Raw genomic sequence first — 14163 nt, 5'->3', positions numbered from 1 at the left:
GTTAAATGGTCTACGAATTAACTCGCAAGGGTGATTAAGTATTTAGTCGGGCTTGTCATACCTTTCCCGGGGTGGGGCGCGTGCGACGTTTCAGCCGGAACGTGCGGAACACCGAAACGGGCAAGGGATGAGGTGGGCGGATGATGGCCGCCACGAAGAAGATCGCCGGAGGCCTGGTCGCCACGGCACTGGTCCTCGGGGTGACCGGGTGCGGCGCCTCGGAGCCCGCGAAGCCCACCGGCTCCGCGGGCGGCCAGGTCAAGAAGGGCGCCGCGGCGCCGCCGGCCCCGGGCAGCGTGAACCGGATGATCGGCGACGGCTCGACCTCGTACACAGGAACGCAGCCGAATGTGCCCAAGCCGGAAAAGCTCAAGCCCGGGGAGAAGCCGCCGCAATTCGTGGTCTTCTCGTGGGACGGGGCGGGCGAGGACAGTCAGAAGCTCTTCTCGCACTTCCGCGGGGTCGGCAAGCAGTACAACGCCCGGATGACCTATTTCCTCAGCGGCGTGTACATGCTCCCCGAGGAGAAGCGTTCCCTCTACACCGCTCCCCAGCACGCGCCGGGCCGCTCGGACATCGGCTTCGGCGATCTCCAGGGCATCAAGGACACCGCCGAGCAGGTCCGCGGCGCCTGGCTCGAAGGCAATGAGATCGGCACCCACTTCAACGGCCACTTCTGCGGCCCCGAAGGCGGCGTCGGCACCTGGTCGGTGGAGGAGTGGAAGAGCGAGATCAACCAGGCCAAGTCCTTCGTCAAGTCCTGGAAGACGAACACGCCGGCCCTCAAGCAGGAGAAGGCGCTCCCCTTCGACTACGACAAGGAACTGATCGGCGCCCGCACCCCGTGCCTCGAAGGCCAGAAGAACTTCATGCTGGCGGCGAAGGACATGGGCTTCCGCTACGACTCCAGCGGGATCAGCAAGCAGATCTGGCCCAAGAAGACGGACGGCCTGTGGGACCTGCCGCTCCAGCTGGTGCCGATGCCGGGCCGTGCGTTCGAGACGCTCAGCATGGACTACAACTACCTGGTCAACCAGTCGGGTACGACCACGCAGGGCGACCCCTCGCAGCACGCCTACTGGGGTGAGCAGATGCGCGACGGCCTGATGAAGGCCTTCGGCCGCGTCCACGAGGGCAACCGCGCTCCGCTGATCATCGGCAACCACTTCGAGTCCTGGAACGGCGGCACCTACATGCGCGCCGTGGAGGACTCCATCAAGGGCATGTGCACGCAGAAGGACGTCCGTTGCGTCACCTTCCGCGAGCTGGCCGACTGGCTGGACGCGCAGGACCCCAAGACCCTGGAGTGGATGCGCACGCTCGACGTCGGCCAGGCGCCGAAGGAGGGCTGGGCGAAGTTCCTGACCGCGGGTCCGGCGACCCCGCCCTCCGCTCCCGCGGCGCCCGCGGGCGTCAAGCCGGCTGCGGAGTCGGCAGAGGAGAGCTGAGCGGATCACCGGACGCTCCGGCGGCCACCCCCGCGAGGGGCTCGCCGAGGCGCTGGTGACCGAGGCGCTCGTGCAGGACGAAATCGGGGTCGATCTGGTCCGCCAGGTCGACCCCGGTCTTCGCGTTGCCCCAGCTCTCGGCGTTCTTCCGGTGGAAGTGCACCATCTGCTCGGTGTACCGGGCCCAGTCGCGCCCCGCGTAGGAGTCGTCGGCCGCGTCCTGCAGCACCTGCAGGGCCACCCGGTTGCTGGCCTCCAGCAGGTCGAAGGGGGCCGGGCGGCCCTTCTCCATCGCCCGTACCCAGTCGGAGTGCCCGACGGTGACGAGCAGGTCGCTCCCCACCTCGGCGCGCAGGAAGTCGATGTCGTCCTGTCCCTGGACCTTGTTTCCGACCACCCTGAGCGTGATCCCGAAGTCCCGCGCGTACTCCTTGTACTGGCGGTAGACGGAGATGCCCTTGAGGGTCGGCTCGGCGACCAGGAAGGTCATGTCGAAGCGGGTGAACATGCCGGAGGCGAAGGAGTCCGAACCGGCCGTCATGTCGACGACCACGTACTCGTCGGGGCCGTCCACGAGGTGGTTCAGGCAGAGTTCGACCGCCCCGACCTTCGAGTGGTAGCAGGCCACGCCCAGATCGGACTCGGTGAACGGCCCCGTGGCCATGAGCCGGACGTACTCGACGTCGCCCTCCTCGTGGCCGTCGAGGATGACGGTACGGGCGCACGCGTCGTAGACCGGGTTGTCCTCGGCGACGCGCAGCAGGCGGGAGCCGGTGCCGGGCGGGGTGGTCTTGATCATCATCTCGGCGGAGGTGATGCGGGGATTGGAGCCGCGCAGGTACTCCTTGATCAGCGGCAGGTGCGCACCCATGGCGGGCATCGCGGCGGCCTCTTCCTCGGTGAGGCCGAGGGCGGCGCCCAGGTGCTGGTTGATGTCGGCGTCCACCGCGACGACGGGGGCTTCATTGGCTGCGAGGTGGCGGATGAAGAGGGAGGACAGCGTGCTCTTGCCGCTGCCGCCCTTTCCCACGAAAGCGATCTTCATGTTCACCAAGCGTAGCCGCTCGGTCGCTTGGTGTGGTCGGTGTGAGTGAAGAAGGCCACTCCAAGGAGGGGTCGGTGCTATGGGTGGGCAGTGCGTAGGCTCCCTACTTATGAGTAGCGCTTCTGACCCGCTGGCCGCCCTGACCTCGCTCCCCGGTGTTCCGGAGGCGGTGGACTCCGTACGCAAGGCCGTGGACCGGGTCTACGGGCACCGGGTGATGCGCCGTCGCGCCGGGGAGATCACCTCGGAGGCCGCGCTGCGCGCGGCCCGCGGGAGCGCGGCGCTGTCCGGGGCGGACTGGGCGCTGGAAGAGGTGCGGCGGCGCAGTGACTTCGGCTCGGAGGAGCAGGCGCGGACCGTGGGCGCGGCGCTGCGGCTCACCGCCGAGGCCGGGCAGCTGCTGAGCATCTGGCGGCAGTCGCCGATGCGGGTGCTGGCACGGCTGCACCTGGTGGCGGTGGGGCAGGTGAGGACGGGTACGGGCGCGGGTGCGGGCTCGGCCGCGGCTTCCGGTTCCGCTCCGGGCGCCGACGGGATCGCCGCGGACACCGTGGGGCGGCCGCGGCTGGCCGGTGAGCCGGTGGACGAGCCGCTGGTGGAACTGCCGCTGCCGGACGCGCAAGAGGTCGCGGGGCGGCTGGAGGGGCTGTCCGGGCTGATCATCGGAGGGAGTTCGGCCCCGGCGCTGGTCACCGCGGCGGTAGTGCACGGCGAACTGCTGGCCCTGCGGCCGTTCGGTTCGTACAACGGCCTGGTCGCGCGGGCGGCCGAGCGGATCGTGCTCATCAACAGCGGCCTCGACCCGAAGGCGATCTGCCCGGCGGAGGTCGGTCACGCGGAGCAGGGCCGGGCGGCGTACCTGGCGGCCTTCGAGGGGTACGTGTCCGGGACTCCGGAGGGGATGGCGGCCTGGATCGCGCACTGCGGCCGGGCGGTCGAACTGGGTGTCCGCGAGTCGACGGCGGTGTGCGAGGCGCTGCAGCGCGGCGCCGCCTGACGCGGCCAAGGGGCCGGGCGAAGGGGCGGGGCGACTCGGGGCGACTCGGCGGGGCAAAGGGATGCGGCGACACCGTCTTGCTTTGGTGTCGCCGCTGGCATTTACGCCCAGTTACCAAGCGTCCTCGAAGATTGCCCATCAGGTCGGGAACTCTGCCCGTCACCTGGTGCGGCTGGCCCGTAATCGACGGGTCGACGTCGCGTGGGTGCTCGGCGTTCATGCATTTTGCTCGGTCCGTGGGCCTTACTGCGGTTAAAGATGATCCTCTCGGATGTTCTTTGGTCTCGCGGGCCGTTGACTCATTTGTACCCCGCTTCCGAGGTAAGCGGAACCCCTGGCCCCACTTCTTTACTTTCCGGGACGTAGTGGAGTGAATCGGACAGGGCGCGTCGGTGGGTGTGTCGGCGCTGGTCAGGGGCCGTGTGGGGTGGTCCGGGGCGGGCGGTTTCGTGCCGGTTCCGGTCCGTGCCGGTTCAGGCGGTGCCGGTTCAGGCGGTGCCGGTGACCGCCGCGAGGGCGTTCACGGCGTTCGCCCGGCGGCGGCTGGCGTACCAGACCAGGCCCGCCGTGACCGCGGCCGCGCCGACGGCCGCCGCCGCGATCAGCGCGGGGCGTGCGGGCATGGAGAGCCCGGGCAGCCGCTGCTTGAGCCGGACGGGTCGGTTGAAGACCAGGACCGGCCACTCGCGCGCGAGCGCCTCGCGGCGCAGCGCTCGGTCGGGGTTGACCGCGTGCGGGTGGCCCACGGCCTCCAGCATCGGGACGTCCGTCGCCGAGTCGCTGTAGGCATAGCAGCGCGCGAGGTCGTAGCCCTCGGACTCGGCCAACTCCCTTACGGCTTCGGCCTTGGTGGGCCCGTAGGCGTAGTACTCGATCTCGCCCGTGAAGCAGCCGTCCTCGCCGACCACCATGCGCGTGGCGACGACCCGGTCGGCGCCGAGCATCTCGCCGATCGGCTCGACCACTTCCGCGCCGGAGGTGGACACGATCACCACATCACGGCCCGCGGTGTGATGGGCCTCGATGAGGGAGGCGGCCTCGTCGTAGATGATCGGGTCGATGAGGTCGTGCAGGGCTTCGGCGACGATCTCCCGGACCTGCTGCACGTTCCACCCCTTGCAGAGCGCGGAGAGGTACTCCCGCATCCGCTCCATCTGATCGTGGTCGGCGCCGCCGGCCAGGAAGATGAACTGGGTGTACGCGGTGCGCAGCACCGCTCGCCGGTTGATCAGGCCGCCCTGGTAGAAGGACTTGCTGAACGTCAGCGTGCTCGACTTCGCAATGACCGTCTTGTCCAGGTCGAAGAAGGCAGCGGTGCGAGGCAAGGAGTGCGGCAAGGGCTGATTTTCCACGCCCCGAGCATATGCGCCCACCATTCGGCGTAAGGTGTGGCGCGTGGGTTTGCCTGAGAAGGCTCTCGGGTACACCATGGAAGTCACGGATCGTTCGCGACCGTGCTAACCCGGTCTGGCTCCTCCCCCCCCGAGTCGGACCGTGGGGACGACCCCCGCTCTCCCCCCCGGCGGGGGTCGTCGCATGTCCGGACGCGGTTTGCGTCCCTGCCTTCGGCCCCAAGTGATCATTCCTCTGGCCCCCTTGCTCGGTGGGCCTGCGTGGCGAAGGCCCTCTCCCTCTCAGACGCGTGACGCTGTGTAGTTGTTCCGGCGCGCTCTGGAACTCATCCATGTGGGTGGCGGAGTTATTCACAGGCGAGTTCCTGTCCACAGTTTTCGAGCAAGATCCACTTGATTTCCCCTCATCGCCGCACGGTGATTCCGGGCGTGAAGTCCACGGCCCGGGATTTGCGGTGAGAAAGGGGTGGAGATCATGGCTGGATCGTTCGCAGGATCGATGGCCGGGGCGATGGCGGGTCCGATGACGGGGTCGGTGGGTGGACCGACGGCCGGACCGACGGGGCGGGCTGCGGTGGGACCGATGGCGCGGGCTGTGGCGGGGGTGGTGGCCGGACCGTCGGTCGGTCCGCCGGCCGGTGGGCGGCCGCTGATCATCACGGAGGATCCGCTGCTGCTCGACGACCTGCTGCGGCTGTGCGCCGCCGCGGGGGCCGAGCCGCATGTGGACCACTCCGTGCCGGAGCACAGCGGAACGGCGTGGGCCACGGGGTCCGGTGAGGCCGAGGGGGTCGAGGAGGCCGACCGGGCCGACGGGGCCGATCGAGGTGGCGGGACACGCGGCGGCGGCTCCGGTTGGGGCTCTCGCGGGGGCGGGGGTGTCGACTGGGAGACCGCGCCGCTCGTCCTGGTCGGGGACGACGCCGCCCGGCGGGTGCGCGGTGCGCCCCGCAGGGACGGGGTGTTCCTCGTCGGGCGGGACCTGGACGACCCCCGGGTGTGGCAGCGGGCGGTGGAGATCGGGGCCGAGGAGGTGCTGCGGCTCCCGGACGCCGAGAGCAGGCTCGTCGACCGGATCGCCGATGTCGTGGAAGGCGCCGGACGGCCCGCGCTCACGGTCGGGGTGATCGGTGGGAGCGGTGGGGCCGGGGCGTCCACGCTCGCCTGCGCCCTGGCGGTGCGGGCCGCCGCCTCCGGGGAGCGGACCCTCCTCATCGACGGCGACCCGCTGGGCGGCGGTATGGACGTGCTGCTCGGGGGTGAGGGCGCGGAGGGGCTGCGCTGGCCGGACTTCGCGGGCTCGCGGGGCCGGGTCGGTGCCGACGCGCTGGCGGAGTCGCTGCCGGAACTGCATGCGCTGCGGGTGCTCAGCTGGGACCGCGGGGACCGGGTGGTGGTGCCGCCCGCGGCCATCCGGTCCGTGGTCGCCGCAGCGCGGCGTCGAGGCGGGGTGGTGGTGGTCGACCTGCCCCGGCGGGTGGACGAGGCGGTGGGCGAGGTGCTGGCCCAGCTGGACCTGGTGCTGCTCGTGGTGCCGGGCGAGCTGCGGGCCGTGGCCGCCGCCGGGCGGGTGGCGGCCGGGGTCCGGATGGTGGCCGGGGACGTGCGGGTGGTGGTCCGGGGGAGGCTCCCCGGCGGGCTGGACGCCGAGGAGGTGGCTGCGCTGCTGCGGGTGCCGCTGGCCGGGGAGGTGCCGCTGGAAGTGGGGCTGCCGGGGCGGGTGGCCGAGGGGGAGACACCGGGGACCCGGGTCCGGGGCGCGCTGGCCCGGTTCTGCGACGGCTTCTGGGAGCGGGCGCTCGCGCCTTCCGGTCAGGGGGTGTCGGTATGAGCGCGGGGCTGCTGGACGCGGTGCGCCAGCGGCTCGCCGAGAGCGGGGCCGAGCCGACCCCGGCCCGGGTGGCGGCGGCGCTGCGGGCCCAGGGGCGCCTGCTGGGGGACGCGGAAGTGCTGGGCGCGGCCGAGGAGTTGCGGTGCGAGCTGGTCGGCGCGGGCCCACTGGAGGCGCTGCTGGCCGACCCCGGGGTGACGGACGTCCTGGTGGCGGCGCCCGACCGGGTGTGGGTGGACCGGGGCGGGGGGCTGGAGCTGACCTCCGTGACCTTCGCGGACGCGGAGGCGGTGCGCAGGCTCGCGCAGCGGCTGGCCGCCGTCGCGGGCCGTCGGCTGGACGACGCGCGGCCCTGGGTGGACGCGCGGCTGCCGGACGGGACCCGGCTGCACGCGGTGCTCCCGCCGGTCTCCGTGGGGTCGGCCTGCCTGTCGTTGCGGGTGGTGCGGCCGCGGGCGTTCACCCTGGAGGAGCTGGTGGCCGCGGGGACGCTGCCCCCGGGTGGCCAGCGGCTGCTCCGGGCGCTGGTCGAGGCCCGGCTCTCGTTCCTGGTGTCCGGGGGCACCGGAACCGGGAAGACCACGCTGCTCAGCGCGTTGCTTGGGCTGGTCGGGCCGGGTGAGCGGATCGTGCTGGCCGAGGACTCGGCCGAGCTGCGCCCCGACCATCCCCACGTGGTGCGGCTGGAGGCCCGGCCCGCGAACCAGGAGGGCGCGGGCCTGGTCACCCTGGCGGATCTGGTCCGCCAGGCGCTGCGGATGCGGCCGGACCGGCTGGTGGTGGGTGAGGTGCGGGGGCCCGAGGTGGCGGATCTGCTGGCCGCGCTGAACACCGGGCACGAGGGCGGGTGCGGGACGGTCCATGCGAATGCCGCCGCGCACGTGCCGGCCCGGATGGAGGCGCTCGGGAGCGCCGCCGGGCTCGACCGGGCCGCCCTGCACAGCCAGTTGGCGGCCGCGCTGACGCTGGTGATCCATCTGGTCCGGGACCGGGGCGGGCAGCGGCGGGTGGCCGAGGTGCACGTGCTGGAGCGGGATGCCGCCGGACTGGTGGTGACGGTACCGGCGTTGCGCTGGGGTGCGCGGGGCTTCGTCCGCGAGGCGGGCTGGGAGCGGCTGCGCCCGCTGCTGGGAGGGATCCGGTGAGCGCGGGGGCACCGCTGGTGTCGGCTCCGGTGTTCGCCGCGGCGCTCTGTACCGGGGTGGCCGCCTGGCTGCTGGCCGGGGGTGACCAAGGGCCCCGGCGGGCCCGGCTGTTGCTGGCCGGAGCGGGGCCGGTGGCCCCGGGCGGGCCGGTGCCGTGGGAGCGGCTGGCCGCCGCGGTGCGGGTACGGGCGGCACGCGGGCCGGAGTGGGGCGCGCTGGCGGCCGGGCTGGTCCTCGCCGTGCTGGGCGGGTCGGTGATCCCGCTCGTCGTGGGCGCCGTGGCGGTGCCGTTGGTACGGAGGCTGCTGCGGGTCCGGCGGCGGGCCCGGGCCCGGGAGGCGCGGGCCGCGGAGGTGGTGGCCCTGTGCGGGGCCGTGGTGGGGGAGCTGCGTTCCGGGGCGCAGCCGGGGCAGGCGCTGACGGCGGCGATGCGCCGGACGGTGGCCGGACCGGGAGGTCCCGGTGCGGCGGAGACGGGGCTGCTGGCGGCGGCGGCGTTCGGCGGGGACGTGGCCGGGGCGCTGCGGCTGGCGGCCCGGGAGCCGGGTGCGGAGGGGCTGGCCGGGATGGCCGCCTGCTGGCGGGTGTCGCTGGACGGCGGTGCGGGGCTGGCGGCCGGGCTGGAGCGGCTGGAGGGGGCGTTGCGGGCGGAGCGCGACCGGGAGGAGTCGCTGCGGGCCCAGCTGGCGGGGGCGCGGTCCACCGCGGTGGTGCTCGCGCTGTTGCCGATGGTCGGGCTGCTGATGGGGACCGCCATGGGGGCCGACCCGGTGCGGGTGCTGCTGCACACACCGCTGGGGCTGGGGTGCCTGGCGGTGGGCGGGGTCCTGGAGGCGCTGGGGCTGCTGTGGTGCCGGCGGCTGATGCGGGCGGGGGAGGGGTGAGGGGCGTGGCGGGTATGGCGGGATTCGGCGCCGGGTTCACCGTCCACAGGCTGGGGACGGCGCTCTGCCTCGCGGGGGCGGTGATGTGCCTGGGGTCGGCGCTGGGCGCGCGGGTCCGGGAGCGGGCGGCCCGGCGTCGGCTCGGGGCCCTCCTCGCGGTGGTCCCGGTGCGCCGGGGACCCGTGATCGGTTTCCGGCTCCGGGGTGCGGTGGCCGGGTGGGCGGGGCCGGTCGCGGCGCTGCTGGCCGGGTGGGTCCTGGTCGGTGGGGTCGCGGGCGCGGCGGCAGGGTGCGCGGCGGCCTTCGGGGTGCGCAGGTGGCAGTGCAGGGTGCGGGCATCGCCCGGGGAGGACCCGCGGGAGGCCGCGCGCCAACTGCCGTTCGCCGCGGATCTGCTGGCCGCGTGCCTGGCGGCCGGAGCCGGGCCGGTGGAGGCGGCCGAGGTGGTCGGGGAGTCGCTGGGCGGGCCGGTGGGCGAGCGGCTGGCCCTGGCCGGGGCGGAGCTGCGGCTCGGCGGTGAACCGGGGGACGCGTGGGGCAGGTTGGCGCGGATACCGGACGCCCGGGCGCTCGCCGAGTGTCTGGACCGGGCCGCGCGGACGGGGGCGCCCGCGGCGGAGCCGGTGTCCCGGCTGGCGACGGCGCTGCGCGAGGACCGGGCTCGGCGGGCCGGGGCCAGGGCGCAGCGGGTCTCGGTGCTCATCACCGCCCCGGTCGGGCTGTGTTTCCTCCCCGCCTTTCTCTCCGTGGGGGTGGCTCCGGTGGTGATCGGAATGGCTTCCGGTCTCCTCTCCGGCCTCTCCGGCAACTGAAATCACATCAGGAACGTAAATTCACAGGAGGTTGTCATGAGGATCATGTGGGCGCGTGTCCGGTCGGCTCTGCGGGGCCGTTGCGGGGACGCGGGAATGTCGACTTCGGAATACGCCATGGGCACGATCGCGGCGTGTGCGTTCGCGGCCGTTCTGTACAAGGTGGTCACGAGTGACGCCGTCGCTGCGGCGCTCCAATCGACCATTGGAAAGGCACTCGATGTGCCCTTCTGAGCGGCTCTCTGACTGCCCGTCGGGGGAATCGGGGAAGTCCGACAGGTTCAGGAAGTCCGACAGGTTCAGGAGGTTCGGGAGGTTCGGTGAAAGGGGGGACCTGGGATATGTGACGGCCGAGGCCGCCCTCGTCATTCCGGCGCTGGTCCTTTTCGCGGCGCTGCTGGTGTGGGCGCTGATGGCGGCGGCCGCACAGATCCGGTGTGTGGACGCGGCGCGGGCCGGGGCGCGGGTCGCGGCCCGGTCCGAACCGGCCGAGGCAGCGCTCGCCGCGGCCCGGGAGGCCGCGCCGGCGGGGGCGCGGGTGGAGCTGGAACGGACCGGTGACCTGTGGCAGGTCAGGGTGAGCGCCCCCGCACCGGGTCCGGGGTCCCTGCCGGTGCGGCTCGGGGCCCGGGCGGTGGCGCTGGCCGAGGACAGCGTGGGGCCGCCGCCATGAGCCGGGACCGGGGCCGGGGCCGGAGCTGGGGCGGGGACCGGAGCCGGGGCGGGGACCGGGGTTCGGCCACGGTGTGGGCGGCCGTGGTGGCCATGGCGCTCGTGGCGGTGTTCGGGGGCGTGCTGCTGCTGGGGCAGGCGGTGGCGGCCCGGCACCGGGCCGCGGCCGTCGCGGACCTGGCGGCCCTGGCGGCGGCCGCGAGCTGGACGCACGGCCCCACGGCCGCGTGTGCCACGGCGATACGGGTGGCGGTGGCACAGGGGGCCCGGACGACGGCTTGCACGGTGTCGGGGGAGGTCGCGGAGGTCACGGCCCGCGCCTCGACGGGCCCCTTCGCCCCGCGGTCCACCTCCCGCGCGGGCCCCCGCGCGGGCCCCCGGCCGGATTCCCGTCCGGATCCAGGGGTCAGCCCTGGTGCTGGGGCGGTGGTGGGGCTGCCGACAGGAGGTGGGTGAGGAGGCGGACGGCGCCGCGTTTGTGGAGGGGGTCGTTGCCGTTGCCGCACTTGGGGGACTGGATGCAGGACGGGCAGCCGGCCTCGCACTCGCAGGCGGCGATCGCGTCACGCGTCGCGGTCAGCCAGGCGCGGGCCGTGTGGAAGGCCCGCTCCGCGAACCCGGCTCCGCCGGGGTGGCCGTCGTAGACGAAGACCGTCGGAAGGAGGGTGTCCGGGTGCAGCGGCACGGAGACGCCGCCGATGTCCCAGCGGTCGCAGGTGGCGAACAGCGGGAGCAGCCCGATGGAGGCGTGCTCGGCGGCGTGCAGGGCGCCGCCGAGGATCTCCGGATTGATCCGGGCCTCGTCGAGCTGGTCCTCGGTGACCGTCCACCACACGGCCCGGGTGCGCAGGGTGCGCGGCGGCAGGTCGAGTTTGGTCTCGCCGAGCACCTCGCCGGTGATCAGTTTGCGCCGTAGGTAGGAGACGACCTGGTTGGTGACCTCGACCGAGCCGAAACAGAGCCGGGCCCGACCCCAGGGGATCTCGGTCTCGGTGTCCAGGACGGAGATGGAGGTGATGTCGCGGGCGGTGGTGGAGAAGGGCGGGGAGGCCTCCTCGACGAGGGCGACCGAGTCCTCCAGGTCCAGGCGCCGCACCAGGTAGGTGCGGCCCTGGTGGAGGTGGACGGCGCCGTCGTGGACGGCGGTGTGGGCGGCCGCCTCGTCGACGGTGCCCAGCAGCCGGCCGGTGGCGGCCTCGACGATCTGCACCGGGCGGCCGCCGCCGCCCCGGATGTCGGTGAGGTCCGAGGCCCGCTCCCGGCGGGTCCAGTGCCAGGCCGTGGCGCGGCGGCGCAGCAGCTTCGCCGCTTCGAGCTGGGGGAGGAGGTCGCGGGCGGCCGGGCCGAAGAGGTCCAGGTCGGGTTCGGTCAGCGGCAGCTCGGCCGCCGCCGCGCACAGGTGGGGGGCGAGGACGTACGGGTTGTCGGGGTCCAGGACGGTGGCCTCCACCGGCTGCAGGAACAGGGCCTCGGGGTGGTGGACGAGGTAGGTGTCCAGCGGGTCGTCCCGGGCGATCAGGATGGCCAGGGCGCCGTGGCCGGAGCGCCCGGCCCGCCCCGCCTGCTGCCACAGGGAGGCCCGGGTGCCCGGGTAGCCGGTGATCAGGACGGCGTCCAGGCCGGAGACGTCCACGCCCAGCTCCAGGGCGGTGGTGGCGGCGAGCCCGAGCAGCTCGCCGGAGTGCAGGGCCCGCTCCAGGGCCCGGCGCTCCTCGGGCAGGTAGCCGCCCCGGTAGGCGGCCACCCGGGCCGGCAGCGAGCGGTCGACGGAGGCGAGGCGCTCCTGGGCGATCAGGGCGATCAGCTCGGCGCCGCGCCGGGAGCGCACGAAGGCGACCGTACGGACCCCCTGGACGACCAGGTCGGTCAGCAGGTCGGCGGTCTCCGCTGTGGCCGTACGGCGCACCGGGGCGCCCTTCTCGCCCTTCAGCTCGGTGAGCGGCGGCTCCCACAGGGCGAAGACGACCTCGCCGCGCGGGGAGGCGTCGTCCGTGATCTCCGTCACCGGGAGCCCGGTCAGCCGGCTCGCGGAGGCCGCCGGGTCGGTGGCGGTGGCCGAGGCGAGCAGGAAGACCGGGTCGGCGCCGTAGCGGGCGCACAGCCGCCGCAGGCGGCGCAGCACCTGGGCGACGTGGGAGCCGAAGACCCCGCGGTAGGTGTGGCACTCGTCGATGACCACGTAGCGCAGGGCGCGCAGGAAGGAGGACCAGCGGGGGTGGGCCGGGAGTATCCCCCGGTGCAGCATGTCGGGATTGGTCAGCACGTAGTTGGCGTACTGGCGGACCCATTCGCGTTCCTCGACGGGGGTGTCGCCGTCGTAGACCGCGGGCCTGACCGCGTTTCCGAGGGGCCCGGCCAGTTCCCGTACGGCGCGGCGCTGGTCGGCGGCGAGGGCCTTGGTGGGGGCGAGGTACAGGGCGGTCGCGCCGCGTCCGTTGGGTGCCTCGGCGCCGTCCGCGAGGGCGCTGAGCACCGGGGCGAGGTAGGCCAGGGACTTGCCGGAGGCGGTACCGGTGGCGACGATCACGGATTCGCCGTCCAGGGCGTGCTCGGCCGCCGCCGCCTGGTGTTCCCACGGGTGTTCGATGCCCGCGGCCTGGATCGCGGCTACGACATCCGTTCGGATGCGATCGGGCCACACTGCATGACGGCCCTCCCGAGGGGGCAAGTGCTCCGTATGGGTGATGCGCGCAGCTCGCGAAGGCCCCCGTGACAGGCGGTCCAGGACCGTGTCGGGGCTGGGTCGTGGGTCCGTGGCCGCCGTGGGCCGACCGGGACGGGGAGTATGGGACATCCGAAGTGAGTGTGTCACCGGTGTGCGGGACAATGGTCCCAAGGCGTCGTGCGCGCCTGCCGGTAAGTGATTGAATGCCATCGCGGCAGCCAATCCCTCCTCTACCTTCGGGTGAGGAGGCCCCTGGGGGGCGCCGCTCGATAGCAAGGTGCTGGAGGATCCGTGGACCTGTCCCTGTCGACTCGCACAGTTGGCGACCGCACAGTCGTCGAGGTCGGTGGCGAGATTGATGTGTATACCGCGCCCAAGCTGCGCGAGCAGTTGGTCGAGTTGGTGAACGACGGCAGCTACCACCTGGTTGTCGACATGGAGCGAGTGGACTTCCTCGACTCCACCGGCCTCGGTGTGCTCGTGGGAGGCCTCAAGCGCGTCCGCGCGCACGAGGGCTCGCTGCGCCTGGTGTGCAACCAGGAGCGCATCCTCAAGATTTTCCGCATTACCGGTCTCACCAAGGTGTTCCCGATTCACACCACGGTGGAAGACGCCGTCAACGCCACCGACTGACGGATCCCGGCAGAAGGAGCGGGGGGTTCCGGGCCACAGTGGTCCGGGCCCCCGTAAGGCACGCCCGTAGTCCGAGGGGGACGCGCATGGCCACCGTTGAACTCCGTTTCAGCGCTCAGCCCGAACACGTCCGGACGGCCCGCTTGGTCGCGGCCGCCGTGGCGCGCCGGGCCGGCGTGGAGGAGGCCGTCCTCGACGAGGTCAGACTCGCCGTGGGCGAGGCCTGTTCGCGCGCCGTCGGACTGCACCGCGGCAACGGGCTCACCGCGCCCGTGCGCGTCGTGCTGACCGAGGAGGAGAAGGTCTTCTCCATCGAGGTCGGTGACGAGGTGCCCGGGCCGTCGGGCGGCGCTGCCGCGCGCCCGTTCGGCGATCTGTCCGCCGATCCCGGCTCCGCCGCGGCGGAGGCCGACACCGACACCGAGGACGAGATGAGCCTCGCCGTGATCAGCGGGCTGGTCGACGACGTCGAGGTGACCAGTGGTGAATCGGGCGGTGTCATCAGGATGAGCTGGCCGACGACCGGAGTCTCCGAACTGCCCTAGGCCTCCCGTGTTCCCCGGTGTTTCTCTCGATAGATCTTTAATCCCATCTTCCGATATTTTTTCAAGGCCCTGCTGAGCAGGGCCTTTTTCGTTTTTCTAGATCGAATACCGGCGATCCGCGGCCGGTCCGCGAA

At 73.0% G+C, this 14163-nt stretch carries 14 protein-coding genes; 11 read left to right on the top strand and 3 right to left on the bottom strand.

Translation table 11 applies throughout. The features are described from left to right. The first annotated feature begins 140 nt into the window (after positions 1–140). Positions 141–1448 carry a hypothetical protein gene (locus OHS33_RS16770; RefSeq protein ID WP_330331215.1) on the top strand — a complete coding sequence of 436 codons (1308 nt, stop codon included), beginning with the start codon at positions 141–143 and terminating at the stop codon, positions 1446–1448. Here OHS33_RS16770 and OHS33_RS16765 read toward each other — a convergent pair. Continuing rightward, the gene (locus tag OHS33_RS16765; RefSeq protein ID WP_330331214.1) at positions 1414–2493 is read right to left on the bottom strand and encodes an ATP-binding protein; all 1080 of its coding nucleotides are present in this window, start codon (positions 2491–2493) and stop codon (positions 1414–1416) included. The two genes, OHS33_RS16770 and OHS33_RS16765, sit on opposite strands and share 35 nt — an antisense overlap. 109 nt (positions 2494–2602) lie before the next feature. Here OHS33_RS16765 and OHS33_RS16760 point away from each other — a divergent pair, with 109 nt between their 5' ends. Next, positions 2603–3490 carry an oxidoreductase gene (locus OHS33_RS16760; protein WP_330331213.1) on the top strand — a complete coding sequence of 296 codons (888 nt, stop codon included), beginning with the start codon at positions 2603–2605 and terminating at the stop codon, positions 3488–3490. Between the two features lie 488 nt (positions 3491–3978). On the opposite strand, the gene OHS33_RS16755 is transcribed toward OHS33_RS16760, so the two are convergent. Next, a complete protein-coding gene (locus tag OHS33_RS16755; RefSeq protein ID WP_330331212.1) occupies positions 3979–4866 on the bottom strand; it encodes an HAD family hydrolase in 888 nt (295 codons plus the stop codon). Between the two features lie 559 nt (positions 4867–5425). Here OHS33_RS16755 and ssd point away from each other — a divergent pair. From ssd to OHS33_RS16720, 7 genes are all read left to right on the top strand, one after another. Continuing rightward, positions 5426–6673, top strand: coding sequence for a septum site-determining protein Ssd (gene ssd / locus OHS33_RS16750; RefSeq protein WP_330331211.1), 1248 nt, complete (start codon positions 5426–5428; stop codon positions 6671–6673). After that, positions 6670–7818 (top strand): TadA family conjugal transfer-associated ATPase, encoded by a 1149-nt coding sequence (locus OHS33_RS16745; RefSeq protein ID WP_330331210.1) that lies wholly within the window; start codon positions 6670–6672, stop codon positions 7816–7818. The genes ssd and OHS33_RS16745 overlap by 4 nt, the downstream gene beginning before the upstream one ends. Further along, positions 7815–8702: a type II secretion system F family protein gene (locus OHS33_RS16740; RefSeq protein WP_330331209.1), complete on the top strand. Its 888-nt coding sequence runs from the start codon at positions 7815–7817 to the stop codon at positions 8700–8702. The genes OHS33_RS16745 and OHS33_RS16740 overlap by 4 nt, the downstream gene beginning before the upstream one ends. A gap of 14 nt (positions 8703–8716) precedes the next feature. Next, positions 8717–9514: a type II secretion system F family protein gene (locus OHS33_RS16735; protein ID WP_330331208.1), complete on the top strand. Its 798-nt coding sequence runs from the start codon at positions 8717–8719 to the stop codon at positions 9512–9514. A 45-nt stretch (positions 9515–9559) separates the two neighbouring features. Next, positions 9560–9748 carry a DUF4244 domain-containing protein gene (locus OHS33_RS16730; protein ID WP_443065450.1) on the top strand — a complete coding sequence of 63 codons (189 nt, stop codon included), beginning with the start codon at positions 9560–9562 and terminating at the stop codon, positions 9746–9748. 109 nt (positions 9749–9857) lie between these two features. Beyond that, the gene (locus tag OHS33_RS16725; protein WP_443065310.1) at positions 9858–10187 is read left to right on the top strand and encodes a TadE family type IV pilus minor pilin; all 330 of its coding nucleotides are present in this window, start codon (positions 9858–9860) and stop codon (positions 10185–10187) included. Next, positions 10184–10642, top strand: coding sequence for an Rv3654c family TadE-like protein (locus OHS33_RS16720; protein ID WP_330331205.1), 459 nt, complete (start codon positions 10184–10186; stop codon positions 10640–10642). Before OHS33_RS16725 ends, OHS33_RS16720 begins: the two co-directional genes overlap by 4 nt. On the opposite strand, the gene OHS33_RS16715 is transcribed toward OHS33_RS16720, so the two are convergent. Further along, the gene (locus OHS33_RS16715; RefSeq protein ID WP_330331204.1) at positions 10593–13061 is read right to left on the bottom strand and encodes a DEAD/DEAH box helicase; all 2469 of its coding nucleotides are present in this window, start codon (positions 13059–13061) and stop codon (positions 10593–10595) included. The two genes, OHS33_RS16720 and OHS33_RS16715, sit on opposite strands and share 50 nt — an antisense overlap. Positions 13062–13142: 81 nt before the next feature. Between OHS33_RS16715 and bldG the strand changes: the two genes are divergently transcribed. Next, on the top strand, positions 13143–13484 hold the full coding sequence (gene bldG, locus OHS33_RS16710) for an anti-sigma factor antagonist BldG (protein ID WP_008743037.1): 342 nt from the start codon (positions 13143–13145) through the stop codon (positions 13482–13484). 86 nt (positions 13485–13570) lie between these two features. Continuing rightward, a complete protein-coding gene (locus OHS33_RS16705) occupies positions 13571–14029 on the top strand; it encodes an ATP-binding protein (RefSeq protein ID WP_330331203.1) in 459 nt (152 codons plus the stop codon). Positions 14030–14163: the final 134 nt, after the last annotated feature.

It is taken from the genome of Streptomyces sp. NBC_00536, from assembly GCF_036346295.1.
Lineage (GTDB): Bacteria > Actinomycetota > Actinomycetes > Streptomycetales > Streptomycetaceae > Streptomyces.
This window is presented reverse-complemented; position numbering and strand designations above follow the sequence as displayed.